The sequence below is a fragment of the Actinomycetota bacterium genome (genome assembly GCA_004297305.1).
Classification (GTDB): Bacteria; Actinomycetota; Actinomycetes; order S36-B12; family FW305-bin1; genus FW305-bin1.
Map to the genome: position 1 here is coordinate 404,311 of SCTR01000007.1, position 23,635 is coordinate 427,945.

Annotated in this window: 26 protein-coding genes and 1 tRNA gene; 17 read left to right on the forward strand and 10 right to left on the reverse strand. The window is 69.4% G+C overall.

Annotated features, from left to right (window positions below):
• Nucleotides 1-19: 19 nt before the first annotated feature.
• The 6 genes from EPO13_07520 to EPO13_07545 all read left to right on the forward strand — a co-directional run bounded on the left by EPO13_07520 (nucleotide 20) and on the right by EPO13_07545 (nucleotide 6,407).
• Entirely contained in the window at nucleotides 20-1,420 is a 1,401-nt protein-coding gene (locus tag EPO13_07520) for a long-chain-fatty-acyl-CoA reductase (protein TAK69694.1), read from the forward strand.
• Nucleotides 1,421-1,482: 62 nt separating this feature from the next.
• Complete coding sequence (locus tag EPO13_07525; protein TAK69695.1) at nucleotides 1,483-2,832, forward strand: hypothetical protein; 1,350 nt, start codon at nucleotides 1,483-1,485, stop codon at nucleotides 2,830-2,832.
• A 121-nt stretch (nucleotides 2,833-2,953) separates the two neighbouring features.
• Nucleotides 2,954-3,856 (forward strand): Dabb family protein, encoded by a 903-nt coding sequence (locus tag EPO13_07530; GenBank protein TAK69696.1) that lies wholly within the window; start codon nucleotides 2,954-2,956, stop codon nucleotides 3,854-3,856.
• Nucleotides 3,857-3,936: 80 nt separating this feature from the next.
• Nucleotides 3,937-4,779 carry an LLM class F420-dependent oxidoreductase gene (locus tag EPO13_07535; protein TAK69697.1) on the forward strand — a complete coding sequence of 281 codons (843 nt, stop codon included), beginning with the start codon at nucleotides 3,937-3,939 and terminating at the stop codon, nucleotides 4,777-4,779.
• 99 nt (nucleotides 4,780-4,878) lie between these two features.
• A complete protein-coding gene (locus EPO13_07540) occupies nucleotides 4,879-5,577 on the forward strand; it encodes an SDR family oxidoreductase (protein TAK69698.1) in 699 nt (232 codons plus the stop codon).
• A 146-nt stretch (nucleotides 5,578-5,723) separates the two neighbouring features.
• The gene (locus EPO13_07545; GenBank protein ID TAK69699.1) at nucleotides 5,724-6,407 is read left to right on the forward strand and encodes a metal-dependent transcriptional regulator; all 684 of its coding nucleotides are present in this window, start codon (nucleotides 5,724-5,726) and stop codon (nucleotides 6,405-6,407) included.
• Here the strand turns inward: EPO13_07545 and EPO13_07550 are convergent.
• On the reverse strand, nucleotides 6,394-7,635 hold the full coding sequence (locus EPO13_07550; protein TAK69700.1) for a sodium:proton exchanger: 1,242 nt from the start codon (nucleotides 7,633-7,635) through the stop codon (nucleotides 6,394-6,396). The genes EPO13_07545 and EPO13_07550 overlap by 14 nt on opposite strands.
• A 504-nt stretch (nucleotides 7,636-8,139) precedes the next feature.
• Between EPO13_07550 and EPO13_07555 the strand changes: the two genes are divergently transcribed.
• Both EPO13_07555 and EPO13_07560 read left to right on the forward strand, forming a co-directional pair.
• Nucleotides 8,140-8,391 carry a hypothetical protein gene (locus tag EPO13_07555; protein TAK69701.1) on the forward strand — a complete coding sequence of 84 codons (252 nt, stop codon included), beginning with the start codon at nucleotides 8,140-8,142 and terminating at the stop codon, nucleotides 8,389-8,391.
• Nucleotides 8,388-8,717, forward strand: a complete 330-nt coding sequence (locus tag EPO13_07560) for a hypothetical protein (GenBank protein ID TAK69702.1) — start codon at nucleotides 8,388-8,390, stop codon at nucleotides 8,715-8,717. Before EPO13_07555 ends, EPO13_07560 begins: the two co-directional genes overlap by 4 nt.
• Nucleotides 8,718-8,845: 128 nt before the next feature.
• Here EPO13_07560 and EPO13_07565 read toward each other — a convergent pair whose 3' ends face one another.
• Complete coding sequence (locus tag EPO13_07565) at nucleotides 8,846-12,100, reverse strand: hypothetical protein (GenBank protein ID TAK69703.1); 3,255 nt, start codon at nucleotides 12,098-12,100, stop codon at nucleotides 8,846-8,848.
• A gap of 82 nt (nucleotides 12,101-12,182) precedes the next feature.
• On the opposite strand from EPO13_07565, the gene EPO13_07570 reads away from it, so the two are divergent.
• Together EPO13_07570 and EPO13_07575 are read left to right on the forward strand one after the other, a co-directional pair.
• Nucleotides 12,183-12,560 (forward strand): cupin, encoded by a 378-nt coding sequence (locus EPO13_07570; protein ID TAK69704.1) that lies wholly within the window; start codon nucleotides 12,183-12,185, stop codon nucleotides 12,558-12,560.
• Nucleotides 12,557-12,913 carry a nuclear transport factor 2 family protein gene (locus EPO13_07575; GenBank protein ID TAK69705.1) on the forward strand — a complete coding sequence of 119 codons (357 nt, stop codon included), beginning with the start codon at nucleotides 12,557-12,559 and terminating at the stop codon, nucleotides 12,911-12,913. The genes EPO13_07570 and EPO13_07575 overlap by 4 nt, the downstream gene beginning before the upstream one ends.
• 11 nt (nucleotides 12,914-12,924) lie before the next feature.
• Here EPO13_07575 and EPO13_07580 read toward each other — a convergent pair whose 3' ends face one another.
• On the reverse strand, nucleotides 12,925-13,527 hold the full coding sequence (locus tag EPO13_07580) for a 30S ribosomal protein S4 (GenBank protein ID TAK69706.1): 603 nt from the start codon (nucleotides 13,525-13,527) through the stop codon (nucleotides 12,925-12,927).
• Between the two features lie 72 nt (nucleotides 13,528-13,599).
• Here EPO13_07580 and EPO13_07585 point away from each other — a divergent pair, with 72 nt between their 5' ends.
• The 3 genes from EPO13_07585 (at nucleotide 13,600) to EPO13_07595 (ending at nucleotide 14,903) form a co-directional block, all read left to right on the forward strand.
• A complete protein-coding gene (locus EPO13_07585) occupies nucleotides 13,600-13,992 on the forward strand; it encodes a hypothetical protein (GenBank protein ID TAK69707.1) in 393 nt (130 codons plus the stop codon).
• A 71-nt stretch (nucleotides 13,993-14,063) separates the two neighbouring features.
• Nucleotides 14,064-14,396 (forward strand): ArsR family transcriptional regulator, encoded by a 333-nt coding sequence (locus tag EPO13_07590; GenBank protein TAK69708.1) that lies wholly within the window; start codon nucleotides 14,064-14,066, stop codon nucleotides 14,394-14,396.
• Nucleotides 14,397-14,417: 21 nt separating this feature from the next.
• Nucleotides 14,418-14,903 (forward strand): SRPBCC domain-containing protein, encoded by a 486-nt coding sequence (locus EPO13_07595; protein TAK69709.1) that lies wholly within the window; start codon nucleotides 14,418-14,420, stop codon nucleotides 14,901-14,903.
• A 17-nt stretch (nucleotides 14,904-14,920) separates the two neighbouring features.
• Here the strand turns inward: EPO13_07595 and EPO13_07600 are convergent, their stop codons facing one another.
• Genes EPO13_07600 through EPO13_07610 form a run of 3 tightly spaced genes read right to left on the reverse strand, consistent with a single transcriptional unit; the run spans nucleotide 14,921 to nucleotide 16,045 of the window.
• On the reverse strand, nucleotides 14,921-15,325 hold the full coding sequence (locus EPO13_07600; GenBank protein TAK69710.1) for a VOC family protein: 405 nt from the start codon (nucleotides 15,323-15,325) through the stop codon (nucleotides 14,921-14,923).
• Nucleotides 15,326-15,330: 5 nt separating this feature from the next.
• Nucleotides 15,331-15,768, reverse strand: a complete 438-nt coding sequence (locus tag EPO13_07605) for an AraC family transcriptional regulator (protein ID TAK69711.1) — start codon at nucleotides 15,766-15,768, stop codon at nucleotides 15,331-15,333.
• A 40-nt stretch (nucleotides 15,769-15,808) separates the two neighbouring features.
• Nucleotides 15,809-16,045, reverse strand: a complete 237-nt coding sequence (locus EPO13_07610) for a hypothetical protein (GenBank protein ID TAK69712.1) — start codon at nucleotides 16,043-16,045, stop codon at nucleotides 15,809-15,811.
• A 138-nt stretch (nucleotides 16,046-16,183) separates the two neighbouring features.
• Between EPO13_07610 and EPO13_07615 the strand changes: the two genes are divergently transcribed.
• From EPO13_07615 to EPO13_07630, 4 genes are all read left to right on the forward strand, one after another.
• The gene (locus EPO13_07615; protein ID TAK69713.1) at nucleotides 16,184-16,768 is read left to right on the forward strand and encodes an ArsR family transcriptional regulator; all 585 of its coding nucleotides are present in this window, start codon (nucleotides 16,184-16,186) and stop codon (nucleotides 16,766-16,768) included.
• Nucleotides 16,769-17,105: 337 nt separating this feature from the next.
• Nucleotides 17,106-17,384: a hypothetical protein gene (locus EPO13_07620; GenBank protein ID TAK69714.1), complete on the forward strand. Its 279-nt coding sequence runs from the start codon at nucleotides 17,106-17,108 to the stop codon at nucleotides 17,382-17,384.
• 219 nt (nucleotides 17,385-17,603) lie between these two features.
• Nucleotides 17,604-18,731 carry an ImmA/IrrE family metallo-endopeptidase gene (locus EPO13_07625; GenBank protein TAK69715.1) on the forward strand — a complete coding sequence of 376 codons (1,128 nt, stop codon included), beginning with the start codon at nucleotides 17,604-17,606 and terminating at the stop codon, nucleotides 18,729-18,731.
• Nucleotides 18,728-19,189 (forward strand): DUF4411 family protein, encoded by a 462-nt coding sequence (locus tag EPO13_07630; GenBank protein ID TAK69716.1) that lies wholly within the window; start codon nucleotides 18,728-18,730, stop codon nucleotides 19,187-19,189. Before EPO13_07625 ends, EPO13_07630 begins: the two co-directional genes overlap by 4 nt.
• 162 nt (nucleotides 19,190-19,351) lie before the next feature.
• On the opposite strand, the gene EPO13_07635 is transcribed toward EPO13_07630, so the two are convergent.
• From EPO13_07635 to EPO13_07650, 4 genes are all read right to left on the reverse strand, one after another.
• The gene (locus EPO13_07635; protein TAK69717.1) at nucleotides 19,352-20,125 is read right to left on the reverse strand and encodes a hypothetical protein; all 774 of its coding nucleotides are present in this window, start codon (nucleotides 20,123-20,125) and stop codon (nucleotides 19,352-19,354) included.
• 1,161 nt (nucleotides 20,126-21,286) lie between these two features.
• A tRNA-Pro gene (locus EPO13_07640) sits at nucleotides 21,287-21,363 on the reverse strand.
• Between the two features lie 70 nt (nucleotides 21,364-21,433).
• Nucleotides 21,434-22,903 (reverse strand): ribosome biogenesis GTPase Der, encoded by a 1,470-nt coding sequence (locus EPO13_07645; protein TAK69718.1) that lies wholly within the window; start codon nucleotides 22,901-22,903, stop codon nucleotides 21,434-21,436.
• Nucleotides 22,900-23,634 carry a 1-acyl-sn-glycerol-3-phosphate acyltransferase gene (locus EPO13_07650; GenBank protein TAK69719.1) on the reverse strand — a complete coding sequence of 245 codons (735 nt, stop codon included), beginning with the start codon at nucleotides 23,632-23,634 and terminating at the stop codon, nucleotides 22,900-22,902. Before EPO13_07650 ends, EPO13_07645 begins: the two co-directional genes overlap by 4 nt.
• Nucleotide 23,635: the final 1 nt, after the last annotated feature.

Sequence of the window (23,635 nt, forward strand, 5' to 3'; positions counted from 1 at the left end):
CCGTCCCCGAGGGGTTCACATGTCTGGTTCGGTCACATCGCAGGTCGTCGCTATCCCCCACGTGGTCAAGGGCCAAGTCCAGCTCGACGCGACAGTCGAGTACGGCGCCGCCGATGGCGAGCGTTTCGCGACGCCGGCCATCGACCTGGACAGCCTGGTCTGGTCGCGGACCGAGCCGCTGCCGCTGTCCGAGGTACCGGTCGCCGAGATCATCGACCTGCTGGTGGCCACCGGCGAGCAGCTGCAGAAGGACCCCAACGGCCACGTGGCCGAGGCGCTGGAGAACCTGGTCCGGACCAGCCCGTACGAGCGTCGGATCCTCGAGAACGCCTACGAGGACCTGCACCTGCTGATGACCGGTGACCGCCTCTGGGCGCAACTCAACGGAGAGCTCGGCGGCGCGGACATCGTCGACGGCTGGCGCCGACTGGAAGGCGCCGGGCTCTCCGGTGCGATCCGGGCATACCCGACGCGGATCGTCCACGTGCTGGCGGGCAACGCGCCGCCGGTGGCGGCCATGACGGTGATCCGCGGCGCCCTGGTCAAGGGCGTGCACCTGCTGAAGATGCCGTCCAACGACCTGCTGACCGCGACCGCGATCCTGCGGGCGATGGGCGAGGTCGCGCCGGATCACCCGATCGTGCAGTCGTTCTCGGCGGTGTACTGGCGTGGTGGCGACACCAGCGTCGAAAGCGTGCTGTTCCGGCCGCAGTTCTTCGACAAGCTCGTCGCCTGGGGCGGCGACTCGGCGATCCGCAACGCCGCGAAGTTCCTCGGCCCAGGTCTGGAACTGATCTCCTTCGACCCGAAGAACTCGATCTCGCTGATCGGTCGCGAAGCGCTCGAGTCGCCGGAGACGATGGCCGACGCCGCCGAACGCGCCGCCATCGCCGCGACGCCGTGGAACCAGGAGGCGTGCGCCTCCAGCCGCTACCAGTTCATCGAAGGCGACGTCGAGGATGTCGACCGGTTCTGCGAGTTGCTGCAGGTGGCGCTCGGCAAGGACCGCCGGTACACCTCGGCCGTCGTACCTCCGCTGCCGTCCAACGTCAACGAAGAGGTCGAGGCACTGCGGTCCCTCGAACCGCTGTACCGGGTCTTCGGCTCGGGCAACGGTCGCGGCCTGGTCGTGCGGTCCGACGAGCCGGTCGAGTTCTTCCCCTCGAACAAGACCGTCAACGTCGTGATGGTGCCGAAGCTCGAGGACGCGGTGAAGTACGTCGGTGTCGCCACCCAGACGGTGGGCATCTACCCGATCGAGCGCAAGGAAGGGCTGCGCAACATCCTCGCGTCGGCCGGGGTGCAGCGGACCAACCCGCTCGGCACCACGGCCGGGATGATCCCTGGCGGTCCCCACGACGGCTTCAACCCGCTGCAGCGCTTCGTCAAGTGGGTGGCCGACGAAGACGAGAACGGCTAGCCGACCGCACGGGGCCGTCGGCCCGGTTTGCCGCCCGCACACGCCATTCCACCGGTAGGGAGTTGATCAAGATTTCTGCTCTGGACTCGCTTCTCGAGCTGGTCGACCGCGACGATCCGTTCGCCGAGAACGGCGAGGAGATCGCGCAACTGCGGCTGCAGGCGATTTCCGACCGGTTCGAGGAGCACCGGGAGAAGATCCCGGTGCTGGCCCGTCGCGCGGCCGACGGCGGTGTCGACGCCATCCGCAGCCGCGCCGACGTCGTCCCGCTGCTGTTCTCCCACACGACGTACAAGAGCTACCCGGAGACCTTCGTCCGACAGGGCCGCTGGGACCGGATGACGACCTGGCTGAAGACCTTGTCGGCCGTCGACGGCGACGAGGTGAACGTCGAGGGCGTGAAGGACGTCGACGACTGGCTCGACCGGCTCGCCGACGCCGGCCACTTCATCGTGGCGTCGAGCGGGACGACCGGGAAGAGCTCGTTCCTGGACAACAGCGCCAAGGACATCGAGCGCATCCAGTACATCCCGCAGAAGACCTTCGCCTGGCCGCGCCAGATCCCCCACGACAACAGCCGGATGCTGGTCAGCATGGGCCGCACCGTCAAGGGCCGGTTCCGGGGCTACTACAACCACATCGGCCGCACGAAGTACCTGGCCAAGCCGGACGCGAGCTACTCGATCGACGAGGCCGCGCCCCTGGCTGAACTGAGCCGGCTCGCCGCGCTCCGCGCCGCGATCGGGGCGGGGACGGCCACCCCGAGCGACGTCCAGGAGTACGAGGGCCTCAGCCGCGGTGCCGACGAGCGGCTGTTCGCCTCGCTCGGCCGGCTTGCCGAGATCATCGTGGAGCGGCACGACGAGCCCATGCTGATCATGGGCCTGTGGCCCTACGCCTACCAGATGGTGGAAGTCGCCCGGAAGCGCGGCTGGGAGAGCGCCAACGCGCATCCGGACACCGTTCTGGGCCTGGGAGGCGGGACCAAGGGAGTCGCGCTGCCGCCCGACTACCGCGAGCAGGTCATGAAGTGGTTCGCGCCGGCTCGGCAGTGCGACCAGTACGGCATGTCGGAGATGTCGGGCTTCGCGCTCATGTGCGAGGCGGGTTTCTACCACTGGCCGGCGTGGATCGAACTGCTCATGGTCGACGAGAGCGGCGAGAAGCTGCTTCCCAACGAAGGCAAGGTCACCGGCCGGGTGGCGCTGTTCGACCCGGTGTACGAGGGTCACTGGGGCGCATTGGCCACCGGCGACCTCGCCAACGTCGATTTCGGCAGGTGTGCCTGCGGGCGCCCCGGTCCGACCGTTGAGGACAACGTGACCCGGTACGGCGCGGGCTCGGCCGCCGGCGACGACAAGCTCACCTGCGCGGCCTCGGTGGACGCCTACATCCGTGAGGCGATCAACTGACCGCGGTGACGCCGGCCGACACCGCGACGTCGGTGCCGGCCGGCGAGAGCGCGGCCAGTTCGCAGACCGACCGCATCGTCATCCTCGACGAGGTCCGGGTACGCGCTGGTACCGCTGACGCCTGGATCGACCGCTGGCGGACCGACTATCTGCCCGCAGCACGCGGCCGAGGCCTGCGGCTGCGGGGACTCTGGACGGCTTCGACCGAGGACGCCGACGTGGAGGTTGTCGTGGTGCAGTGGTCCGTCGACCGGGTCGGCCGCTATTGGGCGGCTCGGTGGCTGGCCACCGACGACCCTGCCGTCACTGCCTTCTGGCAGTGGACGGACGCCACGGTGCTGCGCCGCGCCCGCCAGGTGTTCGCTGCCCGCGAGCTGCCCGCGTGAGCCGCTGGCTGATCGTCGGCAGGTCGGCCGACGTCGAGGACGCCAGGATCGACAGCTGGCTCGGTGCGGTCACCGCGCTGCCGACCAGCGCTGACGGTGTGCGCAGTGTGGCCGCGCGCCCGCTGCCGGACAGCCGCGGGCCGGCTGACCTCGTCTGGGACCTGACCCTGCCCGACGGTGCCGCGCCGCACGACATCCCCGCGGTGAGCGAGCTGCTGCAGCAGGCGCCGGTACGCGCCGAGTTGGACGTCGTGCCGCTGCAGGTCGTCGCCTCGCGACCCGATCCCTTCAGCGGCCCGCGGATCAAGCGTGCGCTGCAGATCCGCGTCCGCAAGGGCGTCGGCGCCGCCGAGCTCGCGACGTTCGAGGGCTCGCTGTGCGGCATGCCGCCGCGGATCCCGGCGATCCGGGGATGGGCCTTGTCGCGTACCGACCCGGCGGTCGCCGGCGGCTTCACGCACTGCTGGGAGCAGGAGTTCGCCGAGGAGGGCCAGTTCCGGCCCTATATGGCGCACTCGTACCACTGGACCGGGGTCGAACGCTGGTTCGATCCGGAGATTCCCGGCTGCATCGTGGAAGAACTCGCGCACTACATCTACCCCGTGCCGGGCCCGGTCCTGCCTGAGGACGCTGGCTGACCGACACCACGCGGTCGGTCGGCGTCGCCGATCGACTGACCCCTGCAGGACCACCACGAAGGGCTCGGTAGGTTCCGCCCATGGATATCGGCCTCGTCGCTTTCATCACCGACTACGGGATCTCGTCCACCGAGCTGGCTCAGGCGGCGGAGAGTCGCGGCTTCGAGTCGCTGTTCCTCACCGAGCACACCCACATCCCCGCTGCGCGGGAGACGCCGTACGCCGACGGCCGGGAACTGCCCACGGAGTACTCGCACACCTTCGATCCGTTCGTGTCGCTGGCCGCAGCTGCGGCGGTCACCGACCGGATCAAGCTCGGCACGGGAATCTGCCTGGTCTCCGAACGCGACCCGATCGTGCTGGCCAAGGAGGTCGCCAGTCTCGACCAGCTGTCCGGCGGGCGCGTGCTGTTCGGAGTGGGCGCCGGCTGGAACAAGGAAGAGATGCGCAATCACGGCGTCGACCCCGCGCGCCGCTGGACAGTGACCGGAGAACGGATCAAGGCAATGCAGGCCATCTGGTCGCAGGAGGAAGCGACCTACCACGGCGAGTACGTCGACTTCGATCGGATCTGGTCCTGGCCGAAGCCGGCGCAAACGCCGTGGGCGCCGGTCCTGGTGTCCGGTGGTGGCCGTGGCGCCCTCGATCGCGTCCTGGAGTACGGCGACGGCTGGCTGCCGATCTACGGCGAGGTCCGTGACCGACTGCCGGAGATGATCACCACGCTGCGGGAGGGTGCGGCCGAACGCGGTCGCCCGGCCCCCTCGGTCACCGTCTACTGGGCACCTCGGGAGGTCGAGGTGCTCAGCGAACTGGCCGCTGCCGGCGTGGACCGCGTGCTGCTGCGCGTGCCGGTCGGTACCGCCGACGTCGTGCTGCCGCGACTGGACAGCTACGCCCCCTTGTTCGACGCCGTCGGCTAGCCGCGGTCGGCCCGGACGGGATACAGCCAACGACAGCGGTATCGACTCGACAGCGGTACCGACCCGACGACAGCGCAGAACTCGACGAATGAGGTCACGATGACAGAGCAGGCCAAGGTCGCGATCGTCACCGGCGCCAGTTCCGGGATCGGTGCGAGCACGACGAACCGCCTGGTCCGCGACGGCTGGTCGGTGGTCGCGACGTCGCGGAGCGTGGACCGCCTGGCCGACTTGGCAAAGGCGCACGGCGAGCGGGTCCTGCCGGTCGCGTGTGACGTGACGGACTGGGACGGCACGCAGGCCCTGGTGGCCGACGCGGTGAAGGCGTACGGACGGGTCGACGCGGTCGTGGCCAACGCCGGCTACATCGTCCAGGGCGACATCCGTACGGCGGATCCGCGGCAGTGGCCGGACATGGTGCTGACCAATGTCGTGGGACCGGCGTACCTGGTTCGCGCGGCGCTGTCCGAACTGCAGGCGACGTCAGGCCGCGCCGTGCTGGTCGGCAGCGTCGGCGGCCTGCGGCACTCCGCCGGCAGCGTGTACAGCGCGACGAAGTGGGCGGTCACGGCCTTGGCGGAGAACCTGCGCCAGACGCTCACGACCCTCGGGGTCGCCGTCACCCTGGTGTCGCCCGGGGTCACCAGGACCGGATTCTTCGACGAGTACCCGAACGGCGTACCGGAACTGTCGCTGAGCCCCGACGTGCTGGCGGACACGATCGCGTGGGCGCTGCAGCAGCCGCCCGGTGTCGAGATCAATACCGTGGCGGTGCGGCCCACCGGCGAACTGATGTAGTCCCAGCGATCTGACCCCCGCATCGGGCCTGCCCCGGTGGGACGGGACGGCGCGCGGACCGACGCGGCGAGGACGGCGCCGCCGGCTCCGGCGCCGGGACCGTCCGACGGCACGGCCGGTCGTCCGAGGTCGGCTAATCTCTCGGCGTGACCAAGGACGGCCTGAGCCCGGTCGCCGAGGACTACCTGCGGCTGATCTGGAAGGCCGAGGAACGCGCCGACGCGGCGATCACGACGAACCAGATCGCGACGATCCTCGCCGTGGCTCCGTCGTCGGTGTCCGGGAACCTCGCCCGGCTCGCCCGTGCCGGGCTGATCGAGCACGAGCCGTACGGGCGTATCTCGTTGAGCGAGTCGGGACGGCAGCGGGCCGTCGCGCTGGTGCGCCGGCACCGCATTATCGAGACCTACCTCGTCGAACGCTTCGGCTACGGCTGGGACGAGGTCGACGCGGAAGCCGAGGTCCTCGAGCACGCGGTCTCCGATCGGCTGGTCGATCGCATGGACCAGGAGTTGGGGCATCCGACCCGCGACCCGCACGGCGATCCCATCCCGGGCGCGGACGGCACGGTGCACCGCAGCAGCACCACCCGGCTCAACGACCTGCCGGTCGGGGCCGCCGCCCAGGTCGATCGGGTCTCGGATCACTCGCCGGAGCTGCTGCGCTACCTCGGCACACTGGGCATCGGCGTCGGCGCGGCAGTGACGATGCTCGCGCGGCGGCCGTTCGCCGACACGTACGCCGTCGGCGTCCAGGGCGCAGACGGCCACGCCGGCACCGTGGAACTGGCCGCGTCGGTGGCCGCGGCGATCCAGGTCACCCCGTCCTGACCAACTCGGTCCGGGACACCTCGACCGGCCGCCGGAACGGGGCGGTGACGGCAGCCACCAGGTGAGCCCGGCAGACCCAGAAGACGACTGCGGCAGCGAGCAATTGGGCTGCCGCGAGGACCAGGCGGCCCGTGGTCCCGGTGACGACGAACTGCAGCGCGAAAGTGCCGAGCAGGACGATCGCCGTACGGCGGTGCAGCCGCAACGACACGATGATCGCCACTCCCAGCATCGTCTGGGTCGCCGTCAGCGCGAACTCCTCCACCTGTCTGGGGTCCAACCCCAGCGCCGTCCCGCCACCGCCGGCCGCATGCGCGACCGGCAGCGAGCCGACCAGCAGCGTCCACTGGTTCACCTTCGCGGCGATCAGGGTGGCGATGGCAGCGGCGCCCATCCCGCGTACCGCGAACATGATCGCCACGATGAATTCCGGCGCCTCCGACGCCAGCGGCGCAAGCCACTGCACCAGAACGAAACTGTCGACGCCCAGCGCTGCACCGGACGTGACCAGGGCATCGGCGAAAGGCTGGGCGCACAGCAGGATCACGACCGCTGAGACGGCGAACATCGCGACGATCACGCCTCGGCGCGCCGCCGTCGGCAGTGCCGCCACGGCCGCAGCGGTCCCGACCACCGGGTGGGCGCTGTCGTCGCGAACGTGACCGAGTCGCCACAGATAGGCCAGGAATACCGCGATGAGCACCAGACCGAACAGCAACGAGATCTCGCCGGCGAACGGGATCACGAACGCGGCGAGGCCGACGAGTCCGAGCACGCCGATGTCGACGCGACTGCTCGCCGGCAGCAGCAGCGCCGAACGGCTGCGCGTCCCGCCGGACGAGCGGCGCCAGCGGTAGGCGGCGAGGGCCAGCAGGACGACCAGCGGCCACCCGACGCCCAGCAACAGCCGGTTGGAGCCGGTCATGTTGGCTGCGGCGTACTGCTCGTAGGACGGGTCCGACCCGGAGCGGTAGGCGTAGTACAGGTCGACGGCGTACTCCGGCAGCACCGCGACCAGGGCGAGCACCGCCACGGCCAGCGGGCCAGAGATGTCGGTGCGGGCAGCATCGGCCGCCCACGCCAAGATGAACGCCGCCCCGACGATCGCCGCACCGAACGCGACGAGGTCGATGACGCCACCGGGGTTCACGCCGCTGCTGCGCAGCACGAGCGCGGGCACGGCGAGGCCGCCGGCCAACATGATTCGGTGCACCAGGTGGGCGGTCATCGCGTCCTCGAGTCCGCCGCAGCGAGGGCATCGGCGATGACCTCGGCCGCGGTCGCGGCCGAAGGTCTCGCTCACCCTGTGCAGAGCCGGTGCGCCGGGCGGCACGAGCCGCCAGCATGTCGACGCACCGCGGGCGATTGCTGGACGCAAAGCCCGGGAGCTACTCCCCTTCGCCGGACATGGTGGCACACCTCCGGCGATGAAATCGACTCTCCCGCAAGGATTATGGCGGACGAATCTCGTTGTTAGGCTGGCCTAATGCCGGCTCTGTTTGGCGACGCCGGAGTCCGGACAGACCGGCGGTGCCGAGCCATAACTCGGGGCGGGCATGACGGCCGGCCAGCCCAGGGCACGGTGGGCGCGACGGGACGGCCCGGGCAACCAGGGCAATCGCGTGCGCGCGACGGGACGGCCGGGCAGTCAGGGCAATCGGCGTGCATGACGAATGGCCCCCAGGGGAATGACCTCCGGCGACTGGCGCCAATGACTGGGAGCGTGCGAGCGATGACGAAGTTCTGGCAGGGCTACGAAGGTGTCCACCTGAGCAAGCACGACATACCCGCGGTGGTGCACGCGGTGGCGACCGACGCCAGCGGGCCGCCGTACCTCGCGCAGTGCCAGGCCTACGTGCCCAACCTCCGCAAGGAGGCCGCGGGTGGCGGCTACGCCGAGTTCGCGCAGTACGCCGACGCCACCTCCTGCGAGGTCTGCGTCGGGCTGGTGTACGGCGAGCAGCCCTCGGAGCGTCGGACATGACCGGCGACAGCACGGCGGGGCGAGCTGACGACGACACGCCGGTCTCTGACGGTCTCGCCGCCGGGCACAGGGCCGACGACGACAGGGCAGCCGCTCACGGTCTCGCCGCTGGGGACAGTGCCGACGACAGGGCCGGGGCCGACGACGACAGGGCCGACAACGACAGCACCGGCGGACGGGCGGCTGCTGAGGATCCCGGGTCGGATGACGCGAGCCCGCCCGCCGGCGGGTCGGCGGGCAGCGGCCTGGGGGCCGACCAGCCGGTGAGCGCGGCCAAGTCCTCGGTCAACGAACAGGGCGAGCTCGACCGACCGGATCCCGACTGACCGCGACCACTCGGCCAGCCGGCGGCGGGTCGCCGAGGTGGAAACCGTGCCTAGATCATTGACCCCGGCGCGGCCAGCATCGGCCTGCCACGCGGTCGGGGTGCAGCGTCGCTGCAGTACCGCTCCCCCTAACAGGTCACGCCGGCCGCAGCCGCAACCCGGCGCAATCTGTCGGTGTGCTGGGCGACACCGCCGGCCTCGGCCCGACGCAACGCGTCGACGGCCAACGAGCCGGCGCCACCGTCCCCGAGCGCAGCAGCCAGTTCGACGGCGGCGAGGCGGGCCTCGTAGTGACCCAACGGCGGACCGGTGGCAAGCGCACGTTCGACGAAGTCCGCAGCGCGCCCGGTACGTCCCATTGCCGTGAGAACCATCGCGCACCGGGCCGCCGCCCAGCTGCCGAACAGTTCGAGGTTCTCGCACCGCTGCAACGAGAACTCGAAGCTGGCCAGGGCCGCGTCGAGGTCGCCGGCCGCCTGCTCGGCGATACCGACTGCGCGCCAAGCGGTTGCCGTCCATCCGCGGTGTCCGATTCGCGTCGAGAGCGCAAGCGCCTCGCGGGCGTCGGCCATGGCCTCCGCCGCCCTGCCGAGCGAGGACAGAGCCTCCGATCGATGCCACAACACGTAGGCCTGTGCCTCCGGATGGCCCAGCGCCCGAGCGGTGTCCCATGCCAGGTCGACCTGCCCCAGCCCGGCGTCGGCCCGGCCACCGAACACCAGTCCGTGGCCACAGGTAGATCTCGGCGTGACGAGCCGGGCCAGGTCGCCTGAATCCTCGAACAGGTCGGCGGCCTGCCGGAGCAGGCGGGTTCCGGTGGTGACCTCTCCGGCCAGGAACGTCGCCATCGCTCGAGCGTCCAGAACCCGTGCCGCACCGCCGGAGTCATGCTCGTGTTGATAGATGTCGAATGCTTCGTCCGCCCTTGTCCGTGCTCGTTGCGGCCGACCCAGGTTCATGTCGATCACCGACGCAACCTCCAGGGACCACGCCCGGCCAGCGGCGGACTCCCCCGCCTCGATCAGCGCCAGCTCGGCGAGCGCCGATGCCCGCACCAGGTCGTCGGAGCCGGAGGCCAGCAGTGCCAGCCGGGCCAGGGCCACCGCGCGTGGCGGTCCCGACGGCAGGACGGCGAGAGCCTCCCGTAGATCGTCGCGGGCTCCGGCCATGTCGCCCAACCGGCGCCGCGCCTCGGCGCGGGTCTGCCACAACGACGCCTGGGCCACCGGATCGGATCGGATCGCCAATCCGGAGTCCGCCAACGCCGCCGCCTCACGATCGGCGAAGGTCTGCAGCGCCTGCTGCGCAGCGGCCGCGTACGCCTCGGCCGCACGGGCCGAATCGCCGGCACCGAGCCAATGCTCGGCCAGTTCCGCCGGCGCATCCGAGCCGCGCGCCAGGGCCGCGGCCAGGAGGCCGTGGCAGCGCACCCGGGTGTCCGGTCCCAGCCCGGCGACGACGACCTCGCCGATGAGGTCGTGGGCCACGACCCAACCCGACTCGGTCGCCCGCGCCAGGCCCTGCCGGGCGAGCCGGCCGAGCGAGTCCACGACCGCCGGCTCGGCCGTCGACACGGCAGCGGCCAGCAGCCCGACGGTGCACTCGCCGCCCCGCAGCGCCAACAGCGCGAGAATCGTGGCGGTGGCATCGTCGATCCGACTCACCCGTGTCGCGATCGCCCGGCGTTGGCCGGCCAGGCCCAAGGCATTCGCCCGGGTCACCGTCTCCGGGGCGGCAACCGTCCACCGACCCGCGGTGGTGGGCGTGATCAGGCCTTCGGCTGCCAGTTCCCGGAGGACTTCGCCGATGGCGAACGGTGTTCGATCAGTGCTGTCCCACAAGGCATTGACGAGACCGTCGGCGAGATGGTCGAAGCCAGCAGAGGCAGCGTCAGCAAGACCGCCGCCGGCAGGATCGGCATCAGCAACACCGCCGCCGGCGGGATCGGCGCCGGCGATCAGCTCGGCCACCGCACCGCGTGACAGACCCGTCAGCACGATCCTGCGGTCCACCTCGAGTCGCGACAGCAGCGCCGGCAGTTCGCCGCCGGGCGGGATCTCGTCCGGGCGCAGCACGAGCAGGACGGCGATGCCGTCGACCCGGTCGGCCAGGGTGCCCAGCAGCTGCACGCTGCTCGCGTCGACCCAGTGTGCGTCGTCGACGACGAGCACCAACGGGGCCCGGACGGCGACCACTCGCACCGCAGCTTCGATCAACAGCGCCCGGCGCGACTCGAGGTCGATACCGCCGCCGGTCTCGATCGACAGGTCCGGTACGACGTCGGTCAAGGCGGCCCGCAGTCGATCGGGCAGCCCACCCAAGGCGAAGACGTCGGCCGCCAGGATCTCGTCGAACAGCTGGCGGGCGACGCCGAAGGGCTGGGTTCGTTGCGACCAGGACGCTCGCATCGACAGCGTCGGGCCGGGCATCGACAGACCGGAACCGCCGGTGACGATCTCGGCGACCAACCGCGACTTCCCGACGCCGGATTGCCCGGTCAGGCTGATCAGGCCGCCTCGGTGCAGCGCTGCGGCCAGCGCGGCGTGGTCGTCCGTACGACCGACGAACGGTAACCCGGCGAACTCCGGCGGTCGCTGCGCCAGCCGAGTCGTGCGGGCCGTGCTGTCCCCATGCCGCAACAGATCCGCCTGTACTGCAGCTGCAGCCGGCGACGGGTCCAACCCCAGTTCGTCGGCGAGCAGCCGCCGGAAGACGTCGTACTGCGCCAACGCACCGGCCGGATCACCGACGGCGGCCAACGCTCGTACCAGCAGCACAGTGGCGTTCTCTCGCAACGGATCAGCCGCCACCGCCGCGCTGGCGTACTCCACCGCGAGCGGGTGCTCGCCACACTGCAAGGCCAGCCCGGCCGCCTGCTCCAGCGCCGTCTGTCGCTGCCGCAAGAACCGGATCCGGTACGGCTGAGACCATTCGGCGTACCGGTCCTCGGCCAACGGCTCCCCACCGGAGGCGGCCAACGCCGCCTGGTAAGCGCGCAGGGCGGCCCGGCCTTGCCGAGCCTCCGCCGTCGTCACCGCAGCCAGGAACTCCTCGGTGTCCACTCGGCAGGTGGCGGCGTCGGCCAGCGCGTATCCACCAGGACCGGTGAGGACCAGGGCGGCACGATCGACCGCCCGGCGCGCACGGTTGACCAGGACCTGCAGGTTCGCCACCGGATCGACGGGAGGCCGCGACTCCCACAAGGCCTCGGCCAGCTCGTCGTGGGTGACGAAGTGACCCTGCCGCGTCGCCAGGATCCGCAGCAGGGTCCGAACCTTGCGTCCGCCGAAACTCGCTGACGGCAGTTCCGTGCCGGCGACCGAGACGACGAAGCGTCCCAGCAGGCGCAGCTCGACTGCGGCGGGACCGGACACGGGCTCCATCCTGGCGCCGCTAGGTATCCGCTAGCCCCGCTTCCTAGCGTCTGGCGCGTTGTGTCCAGCCCAGATCTCCAGGAGGTAAGCCATGACCGCCACCGGCCACGCGCGCGAACAGGTCACCGAACACCGGCATTTCGCGGCACCGGACGAGACCCGGACCTTCGATCACGGGCGGCTTGAGCTGCTGCAGGTCGGCGGGCGTGACATCGGGCGCCTGGTGCTGCAGCCGGGATGGCGCTGGTCGGACCACGTCCGGCCGATCGCCGGCACGCCGCTGTGCGAAGCGCCGCACTTCCAGTACCACGTGCAGGGGACACTGCGGATCCGCATGGCCGACGGGACCGAGTTCGACGCGGGCCCCGGCGACGTCACGTCACTGCCGTCCGGTCACGACGCCTGGGTGGTCGGCGATGAGGCGGTCGTCGTGGTGGACTGGTTCGGCGCCAGCGACTACGCGCGATGAGCCCGGACAGTCTGCTCGCCGTGGTCGATCGGTTCAGTGCGGCCTTCGATACGCAGGACGTCGACCGGATCATGGCGACGATGACGCCCGACTGCGTCTTCGAGAGCACCGCCCCACCCGACGGGCAGCGGCACGTCGGTCAGCGCGCCGTACGGGCGGCGCTAAGCGAGTTCTTCCAGCAGACCGCCGGCGCGCAGTTCCACACCGAAGACCGGTTCGGCAGCCAGGACCGGGTCGTCGTGTTGTGGCGCTACGACTGGGGCGGCGCCGATCCCGGGCACGTGCGGGGGGTCGACGTGTTTCGTGTCCGGGACGATCTGGTCTGGCAGAAGGCGTCGTACGTCAAGGGGTGACGGCCGCGGCGTCATCGCGCGTAGTACTCGACGACCAGCTGCAAGTCACAGATGATGGGCACTTCGTCGCGGCGCGCATCTCGGAGGACCTGGGCGGTCAGCCCGTCCCGGTCGACGAGCAGATGGCCGGCCACCGTATCGACGTGGCGCCCTTCCCGCGCCGCCACGAACACCGGCAGCTGCTGACTGGCGGCACGCACGCCGACGTGGTCGCCGTCCTGCAGCCGGAACGCCGGCCGGTCCACCCGGCTGCCGTTCACCAGGATGTGGCCGTGGGACACCAGCTGGCGGGCCTGGTAGATCGACCGAGCGAATCCCGAGCGCAGGACGACGGCGTCCAGGCGTCGCTCCAGGTCGATCACCAGGTTGTCGCCGGTTCGTCCCGGTCGGCGAGCCGCGTCCTGGAAGGCACGCCGCAGCTGGCTCTCGGAGATGTAGTACTGCGCGCGTAGCCGCTGCTTCTCTCGCAGGTGCCGCCCGTACTCGGTGACGTTCTGACCGTTCTTGCCGTGGACGCCTGGACGGTAGGGGCGCTCGTCGAGCACCTTCTGCGCCTTGGGCGACACCGCGATGCCCAACGCCCGACTGAGCTTCCCGACCGGCTTGTGCCGCACGACTCCTCCTGAGACTAGATCAGGGTAGCCTAACCTATGCTGACCTGAACTGAGGCCGACAGAGGAGCCGGGATGACCCCGCCAGCAGGAATCGAGCAGGCCACCGACCACCGGGTCCGCGATCGGCTCATCGAGGTCGGCCGCGGTGTACTGCGGGACAACAGCAGTGGCCTGCGAGCGATCGTGGGCGAGCAGGTCGTGGGGGTCGATCGGATCGAGATCGCGCACCGGCGGCTGGTTGCGCGGCACCGCCCCGAGTGGACGTGGCCCAACGACGAGCCGGACGCGGTCGGGGTGCTCGTGGCCCACCATCGCCCCACCGCGACGTTCGTCCGGCTGGTCGGCTGGTGGACGCCCACGGTGACCTCGGCGCTCGCTCTCGACCTCGCCGCAGCGGCAGTGTGGGATCGGCACCGGCGGGTGGAACTGGACGACGACGAGGCGATCGCCGCTCTGCTGCAGTGACGTGATCGCCGTAGTGCCGCGGACCGCGACGCCCGTTGACACGTACAACCGTATGGTTGTACGTTGACGGGGTGACCGAGCGGGACGAGGACCGGGCCGACGCCCTGTTCCACGCCCTCGCCGACCGCACCCGGCGCGACATCATGCGCCGCGTGCTCGCCGGTGAACGTTCGGTCTCCGCGATCGCGGCGAACTACGACATGAGTTTCGCCGCAGTACAGAAACACGTCGCCGTCCTGGAACGGGCCGGCCTGATCGTGAAACGACGTGTCGGGCGTGAAGCGCTGGCGTCCGGCGACATCGAAGCGGTGCGTGCCGTCGCCTCGATGCTGCTGGAGATCGAGCAGGTGTGGCGTGGCCGCATCGCCCGGATCGACGAGTTCCTCGCGGCCGACCAGACCTGACCTACTGAAGGAGAACCGGCAATGCCTGTCGTCGACGTCCAGAAGGACCACACGAACCTGACGCTGACCATCACCGCCGACTTCGCTGCGCCGATCGAGCGGGTGTGGCAGATCTACGCCGATCCCCGCCAACTCGAACGCGTCTGGGGCCCGCCGACCCACCCGGCGACGTTCGTCGAGCATGCGCTCGTCCCTGGTAGCCACGTGACCTACTACATGACCGGCCCGGACGGCGAGCGGTTCGGCGGCTGGTGGGACGTCACCTCGGTCGACGAACCCCACGGTTTCGCCTTCCGCGACGGATTCGCCGACGCCGACCTCAAGCCGCTGGACTCGATGCCGGTCTCGACCAACGAGTACCGATTCACCAGCACCGCCAACGGAACTCGAGCGGTCTACACCAGTCGGTACGAGACGGCCGAAGCATTGCAGCAGGTGCTCGACATGGGTATGGAGGAAGGCGCCACCACAGCGATCAACCAGATCGACGGTTTCCTCGCCGCCTGAGCGGCAAGGAAACGCGGTCAGAGCTGATTGACGCGGATCAGGTTGCCCGCCGGGTCACGGAACGCGCAATCGCGGACCCCGTAGTCCTGGTCGGTCGGCTCCTGGACGACGTCGACACCACCGGCTTGCAACCGTTCGAACAGCCCGTCGAGGTCGTCGGTCGCGAGAGTCACGGTGGTGTAGACGCCCTTGGCGATGAGGGTCAGGACCGTCTCGCGCTCCTCATCGCTGATGCCCGGGTCGACCGCCGGCGGGTGCAGCACGATCGACGTCGGCTGCCCGGGCGGCCCGACGGTGATCCAGCGCATGTCCTGGTAGCCCACGTCCTGGCGAACGTCGAAGCCGAGCAGATCGCGATAGAAGCCGAGCGCTGCTTCGGCGTCGGTGTGCGGCAGGAACGCGTAGTGAATGGTGAGAGTCATGCCGGTCACGCTAGGGCCGCGACCTCCGCCGGTGCTTCTCGATTCCTGACCGGTCTGGTGACCTGGCGGGCCAGGCACGGCGGGATGCCCTCGACCGAACGGGACGGGTCCTGACGGTAGGCGCTGGGCGAGACGCCGACGAGTTCACAGAAGCGTGTGCTGAACGTACCGAGCGACGAGAAACCGACCGCGAAGCAGATCTCGGTGACCGTCTGATCACCCCGCCGCAGCAACGTCATCGCGCGCTCGATCCGCCTGGTCATCAGGTACGAGTACGGCGATTCGCCGTAGACACGACGGAACTCGCGACTGAGATAACCGGCGGACAGATGCGCGCCACGAGCGAGGTCCTCGACGTTCAGCGGCTGCGCGAACTCCCTGTCGATGCGGTCGCGCACCCGGCGAATGACGACGATCTGGCGCCGCCCGGCCGCGCTTGTCACGCGCTCATCCTGCCCTCGCTCATCTGGCTAGCTCGCATGGCTACGGTCGACCGCGGGGCGTCGAGGATCCCCTAGTGTCCACGTCGACATCGGGCTCGGTGGCGGCGTCCACGGGGCTCGGCGGTGCAGGCCTGCCAGCACTCGCCCGCGCCTCCGCCAGGGCGGCCACGATGTAGGCGTCGTCGATCAGGGTGCCCGCGACGTCGTACTGCGGATCGGCATCAAGGTCGATGTCAGGACCGGGCTCGATCACGTACTGCTTGCTGCCGTCGCGCATCGCCGTCTCCCATCACGCGTCCACCTGCCGCCCGTGACGGTACCGGCGTCTGTCGTTCGTCGGTCCGGAGTTTGACGGCGACGCCGATCCTCGTCTCCGTGATTGACCATCCCCATAAGTGGGAGACATATTCCGGTTATGCGTAGTGACGGACCAGCGCTGCTCCCGGTGTTCCGGTCGCAGCATCAGGCGGAACTACTGATGTGGCTCTTGCTCCACCCCGATCAGGAATATGGCGTCAGCGACCTGGCGGAGCGGCTCGACGTGCCGCTGTCCACGCTGCACCGTGAGGTGGTCCGCCTGGACGCCGCCGGCCTCGTCACCAGTCGAGCCTTGGGCCGCAACAGGCTCATCCGGGCCAACACCGAGCATCCGGCCGCCGGAGCGCTCACTCAACTGCTGCAAATCACCTTCGGTCCCCGAGCCGTGATCGCGGAGGAGTTTGCGATCCCTGGGGCGAAGCAGGTGCTGATTTTCGGATCGTGGGCGGCCCGATACGAGGGCCAAGTGGGACCTCCGCCGCACGACGTCGACGTGCTGGTGGTCGGCAAGATCGACCGTGCTCAGCTCTACGACGCCGCCGACCGGGCCCAGGCCCGCCTCGGCTTGGAGGTGAACCCCGTGATTCGCTCCGCCGCGCAGTGGCAGGACGCCGCCGACGCCTTGATCGCGCAGATCAAGGCGTCGCCCTACACGGTGGTGTCGGACTCCAGTGAGCGCTGACAGCTCTGCTGGCTCAGCAGGGCTTGCGTCCTACGACGAAGGGCGGCCACCACGCGGTCGACTAGGCAGCTCGGACGCAGTTCGGAGCGGGGTTTCGACAGTTCAGTGCGCTGCGCCGAAGGCGCAACGAACTGGAGTACCCAGAGCGACCCGGCAACGACGCGACCACCGACGAAGCCACCGAGGCCGTCGAGAACGCCCCGAGCGATCATCACTCGCTCATTCGTTCCCTCCTGCTCTCGCCATGTCTCGTCTTGGCCGTTCGGCCGGCCTGCTCCCACCTACCCGGCTGCTCGGCCACACCCGCGGCGCGGGCGTCCACGGCTAGCCTGTGACCGTGCGGGACGCGATGCAGTTGATGGAGGACCTTGCCGAAGCGGCCCCGCCTTGCTTCGACGCGCGAGTAGCTGGGTTCGTTGACGCGGCCTGCTGGGGCGGAGGGCCCCTGACCGCAGCCGAGGTGACGCTGTACGCCGCGACGGAGGCCTCCTACCAGCGGCCGGCCGATTTGCTTGCCGACGTCCAGCGGATCTGGCGCGACGGTCACCTCGATCCGAAGGACACCGAGATGCTCCGTGGCTACGTCGACCGCATCCCGGTGGCGTCGACCGCCTGAACGTCCGCTAGTGACGTGCGGCCGCTTCATCCGCTAACGTCCGCGAATCGGGCGGCAGGGGGTCGTCCACTGGGGGCCCAGGGGGGTCACATCGGCGATCGCCGACATCGGAGTAGCCGGGACGTTCAGCCGGCGGCAGCCACAAGCTCGGCATCCCGACAGATGGCGCCCGTAGGCTGCTCAGAACAATGTGTTCGCTGGGAAGATCGGAGGTCGATCGTGGCTCGCGCGCCGATCAACCCGGCTGCTCTCACTTGGGCACGTGAGGTCAGCAGCGTCACGCCGGAAGAGTTGGCGAAGGCACTCAACGTTAAGCCCGGTAGGGTTGCCGAGTTCGAGGGCGGTGGCGCCCTTCCGACTTTTCGTCAGCTTGCCCTCATCGCGACAAAGCTCGATCGGCCGCTGGGCTTCTTCTTCGCACCGGCACCAACTGCTCCAGACATTCCCGAGACGGCTGACTTCCGTGGCCGCGGCGCCGGGAAGCTGCCTGCGGACTTGGCCAAGGAAATGCGACGGGCCGTCCAGCACCGAGACGTGATGCTGGATCTGGCTGAAGTCCCTATGCGTCAGGTCCCGGAAAGCGCGATCACATGGCAGACCGTGGCGGCACGCGCCGCCGATCTGCGCACAACCTTCGGCCTCACCGACGCGTTCATACCGCCGGAGTCCCAAAACAACCAGGTGTTCAACTTCTGGCGAGGCCTGCTGGAGGTGAACGGCATTTTGGTCTTCCAGGCTACGAGAATCTCCCTGAAGGCGTTCCGCGGGCTTTCGTTGCACCACAAAGATCTTCCGCTGATCCTCGTCAACGGTGCTGACAGTGCTATGGGTCGCACCTTCACGCTGTTCCACGAGGTCGCTCACCTGATTACCCGAACAAGCGGCCTGTGTGCGCTGCGCGAGTCCGTGGACGAGGAGGCGATCGCCAACAGCTTCGCGGCGAACTTCCTTATGCCGGAGTCCGCCGTCCAGGCACGGCTTAGCGATCGAGTTGAGCCCGCAGCCGCAGCGGAGCATCTCGCCCGCCACTTCAAGGTCAGCGTCCTGGCCGCAGGTGTCCGGCTTCGCCGACTAAAGATCATTAGTGAGAATGACCTCCAAGCGATCCGCTCCGCCAGTGATGAGAACTGGGAGCAGGCCCGCGAGGCGCAGAAGCAGAAGGATGGCTTCGTGCCGCCTTGGCGGCTGCGGTATCGCGACCTCGGACCGACTTACATTGGAGCTGTAGCGCAAGCTCTAGAGGATCGCCGTGTCGACATGGTCGACGCTACCTACCTGCTGAATGCACGCCTGCCGATGGTCGAACAGTTGCTCGACGAGTACTACCGGACGGGCGGCGCTGAGTGACTTACACCCTCGACACGAACATCCTCATCGGTTTGGTGCGGCTTTATCCGCGCGACATCTTCCCGGCCATGTGGTCGAACATTGAATCGTCGGTGCAACAGGGCGACAGCTGCATCTGCGAGGCAATCCTCCGCGAGGTTCACCGGGGCGGGGACGACCTGCACAAATGGGCCAAGGACCTACCGGGGTTCGTATGTCCGGCGACCGATGAAGAGCTACTGTCTGTCGCGGAGATTGGCGTCGCCCACCCGGACTGGGTGCAGGGTCAGCTAAACGAGGCCGACCCGTTCGTAATCGCCCACGCGAAGGCCGAGAAGTCAATCATTGTGACCGAGGAAAGCCGCAAGGGTCCCGGCAGCTTGGACAAGAACCTGAAGATCCCCAACGTCGCCGAGGAACACGGTGTCGAGACGGTGAAGTTTTTCGACTATGTGCGTGAGCGGGGATGGCGGTTCTGACCGTCCACGGAGAAGCAGCAGGTGGTCGCGACACTCCGCGGCGATGTTCGTGCCTGCCCGGCCCTCCGACTCGGAGGCGAGTGACAAGCCGGGCTGTTCGACGCGGGCGCAGTGGTCTTGGATCGTCCTCACGGACAGCCCGAGGCGGCGACCACGACGCGCCTATCTGAACACGGCTACGGGAACGAGAACAGCGCCGGGTCCCTGGATCGAGAATGGCTCCGAGTCGGCTCCCTCGAACATCTTGCGCCTGTCCTCGACGTCCATCAGCGAGAGCCCTGGAATGTCCAGCGTCAACTCTCGGTCGGTCTCCCTTAGGCGCCGAGCTACCTTGCCGACGACTGTGGCTTCACCATCTAGGGCGGCGTCGTCAAGTATGAATCGACGGTCTAGCCGCATTACAAGTCGGTACGGCGACCCGGGTGGGTTCGCAACTGCGGTCAAGCTCGATCCCAGGACGCCGCCCTGGGATAGGGCGGTGATAGCCGAGAATGCCGCTTCTGCCTCTTCGGTTATCGCACTGGGGTCCATCTGCTTAATGAGCGACAGGAACGCGATGAGACCCGATGGATCGCCGAATATACGTGCCATCTGGGGCACCACAACCTTTGAGTCGATCGACACAATCGATCCCCGCTGGAAGTCCGACCACCGCTCCTCGTCAAGTGTCTCGTCCACCTCCACCAGATCGTTGCTGTCCAGCAGAAGGCGATAGAGCCGCTCAAACTTCGAAGCACGGACCTGCCGAACTACCGCCTCGGCTTCCTCGGTCGATGTTCGACTCACACCACCGCCGGCGCGGAGCATTGAACCTAGGCCAACGCTGAGATCTCCCTTGCCCTCCCGCTCCGTTTGTTCGCGTCGTCGAATCTCATCGAACTGACCTCCCTCCAACTGGGCGAGGAAGTCGTCGACGAGGAAATCGTTGCAGTACAAGAATTGCCTCAGTGGCATGCTGGTCCCCTGTCCATGCGCGGCAGAATCGGCTCCGTCTAACGACACCCTAGACGACCCCATAACGAGAGGTGCACGAGCTCAGCTCCGTCGAAGCGGCGGGTCGGAATGATGGACTGACGCCAGGACAGGAACACGGGCCTGGACGTCCCGGTCGAGGAGGCGTAGCCCCGGGATTGATGGGTGCCCACCAGTCGGCGTCCTACACGAAAGCCGGGTGCGATCCGATCGTCATCGGGTGCGCCGTTCGGCTCTCGCCTTGCCGTGACCCCGCGGGTCGAATCCACGCCGACATAGAGTGCCCCTGGTCGCGCCGGGAGGCCACGTCCAGGGGGCGCCGTTGAGCGCTAGTGGGTGGCGTCCAGCTCGTCGCCAGCCGACACCGTGATCCGGCCAGACGCCGCCGCCCGGCGGTAGTGCTCGCGGCCGGCGGCCACGAGGTCGAGCAGGTGCTCCGCGAGTCGACCGGCCTCATCCAAGGTGAGGTACATGCCTATGCGGTCGCCCTTGCCGACGTGGATCTGTGCCTCGGTCTCCCGCCAGCGCTGCTGCAGCTACACCGCGGCCACGTCCGGCTGCCACTCATCGGCGTCGTGCTCGACGTAGTCCTCCAAGGCAATAGGCATCGTGACCCGGTCTCCGAAGTGAGTCCGATCGCCCACGAAGTGCGTCAAGTGGTGGAGGTCCATCCACGTGCACCACGACGGCACGGCTCGGTCTGCCAGAACGGCCTATCGACCAGGCTGGCCTCGCCGAGGATGTTGGTAATGCCGGCGCCCTCCGGCGTCGTCGGCGACTGACCGTCCGTGATCTTGCTGGCCCGGCGGGATGAACGCTTCCGGGCTGAGGTGTGCCGGTCGCTACCTTGCTCATGGTCTCGTCTCCTGGTCGTTGCAGGGATGGGATCAGGCCCCGTCGCGGTGTTCAAGCACCCGGCGGGGCCGCCCTTCCACATTTGTGAAAGGGCGGTACGCATTCGATACGCACAGATATGGATCGTGACTTGCTTGATGGGCAGCGGAATCCATCGCGGTGAGGGTCACTGTGAGGGTCAACGGACCCGTCGGACCGATCTCCCGCGGTGGGGATCGTCCTCGACCTCGTGCCGTGAGGGGTCTCCGTGTCGCTGACCTACGGAGAACCTGGTCGGGCTGACAGGATTTGAACCTGCGACCCCTTGACCCCCAGTCAAGTGCGCTACCAAGCTGCGCTACAGCCCGCCGCCCGCCGCGTGCAGCAGAGGGCGGCGGAACACTACCCCACGTCGCTACGGCGCCTCGACTCCGCCGGTCAGCGCCGGCGCTTCTCGCGGACTCGCAGGTTGACCCGGATCGGCGAGCCGACGAAGCCGAACTCCTCCCGCAGCCGGCGCTCGATGAAGCGCCGGTAGCCCGCTTCGAGGAAGCCCGTGGTGAACAGGACGAACACCGGTGGCCGGACGCCGGCCTGCGTCCCGAAGAGGATCCGCGGCTGCTTGCCGCCGCGCAGCGGATGCGGATGCGCGGCGACCAGCTCCCCCAGGAACGCGTTGAGCGGTCCGGTCGACACCCGGGTCTCCCAGCCGGCGAGCGCGGCGTCGAGGGCAGGTACCAGCCGGTCGGTGTGCCAGCCGGTCCGCGCCGACACGTTGACCCGCGGCGCCCACTGCACCTGGACGAGGTCACGCTCGATCTCGCGACCGAGGTACCGCTGCCGCTCCTCGTCGACCAGGTCCCACTTGTTGTAGGCGACGACGACGGCGCGACCGGCCTCGACCGCCATCGACAGGATCCGGATGTCCTGCTCGGACAGCGGTTCGCTGCCGTCGATGAGGACGACGGCGACCTCGGCCTTCTCGACGGCGGCCTGGGTCCGCAGGCTCGCGTAGTACTCGTGCCCGCTGGCCTCACGAACGCGGCGCCGGATCCCCGCGGTGTCGACGAAGCGCCATACCCGCCCGCCCAGCTCGACCAGCTCGTCCACCGGATCGACCGTCGTCCCGGCGACGGCGTCCACGACGACGCGTTGCTGGCCGGCGAGCCGGTTGAGCAGGCTGGACTTCCCGACGTTGGGCCGGCCCAGCAGGGCGACCCGGCGGGGGCCGCGCGCCGACGCCGTACCCGATCCCACCTCCGGCATCGCCGCGACGACGGCGTCGAGCAGGTCGCCGCTGCCCCGGCCGTGCAGCGCCGACACCGGCCACGGCTGGCCGAGCCCGAGCGACCACAGCTGCGCCGCGTCCGCCTCGGTGCGCGCGTCGTCGACCTTGTTCGCGACCAGCAGCACCGGCGTACCGGACCGGCGCAGCATCGACACCACGGCGTCGTCGGCGTCGGTCGCGCCCACCCGGGCGTCCACCACGAACAGCACGACGTCGGCCTCGGCGATCGCGCGCTCGGCCTGGGCGGCCACCTGGGCGGACATACCGCGCGCCTCCCGCATCCAGCCGCCGGTATCCAGCAGCAGAAAACGCCTTCCGGTCCACTCGGTCTCGTACGTGACGCGGTCCCGGGTGACCCCGGGGACGTCCTCGACGACCGCCTCACGCCGCCCGATGATCCGGTTGACCAGGGTCGACTTGCCCACGTTGGGGCGCCCGACCACCGCGACCACCGGAAGCGGTTCGGCCGGCTCGGCCACCTCGCCGAGGTCGACGTCGCCGAACTCGGCGCGGACCGCCGCCCGCGCCGCTGCCAGCGCGGCGTCGTCGTCGGCGTCCTCGTCGATTTCCCACGGCTGCTCGACCCACGTGGCCGCCGGCTCGTCGTCGTCGATGCTCATCGCGTATCCGCCTCCGCCGACCAGGCAGCGCGTCCAGCCGGTCCGGTCACTGCGGCGACATGGTCGGCCAGCACCTGGCGGACCCGCTCCCCGACCCGGGCGAGCACGGCACGCCGGGCCGGATGGCCCTCGACCGGCACGGTCCGCGGCGCCCCGAACGACAATCCGACCGTCGAGCGCCGCCGCGGAGCTCGATCAGCCGCGCCGCCGGGGCCTCGCGTCCCCTGGACCGCGACCGGGACGATCGGGGCTCCCGTGGCGGCGACGAGATAGGCCACCGGATGCCGCAGATGGGTGACTTCTCCTGTGCCACAACGGCCTTCGGGGAACATCGCCACCGCACGTCCAGCGACCAGCAGCGCCGCGGCCTGGTGCAGCGACTCGCGATCGGGATGGTCCTGATCGAACGGCAGTTGGCCCAGCGCGCGCAGGATGCGATCGCCGGCACCGCCCGCGGACAGCTGCCCGGCCATGAGGTGCACCGGCCGCGGACTGGCCGCCAGCAGCACCGCGCCGTCCAGCACGGCCACGTGCTGGCAGACCAGGATGACCGGCCCTCGCCGGGGCACCAGGGACTCCCCCGACGTCTCGATCCGGTACGCCAGGCCCAGCGCGCTGCGCAGCAGGTTGCGCACGTTGGCCGCGACGACGGCCGACGGCAGGACGACGTCGTACGCCGGAGGCGTCGCCAACGGTCCCTGGTCGGCGGCGCGCACGGTGACCGACGCCACG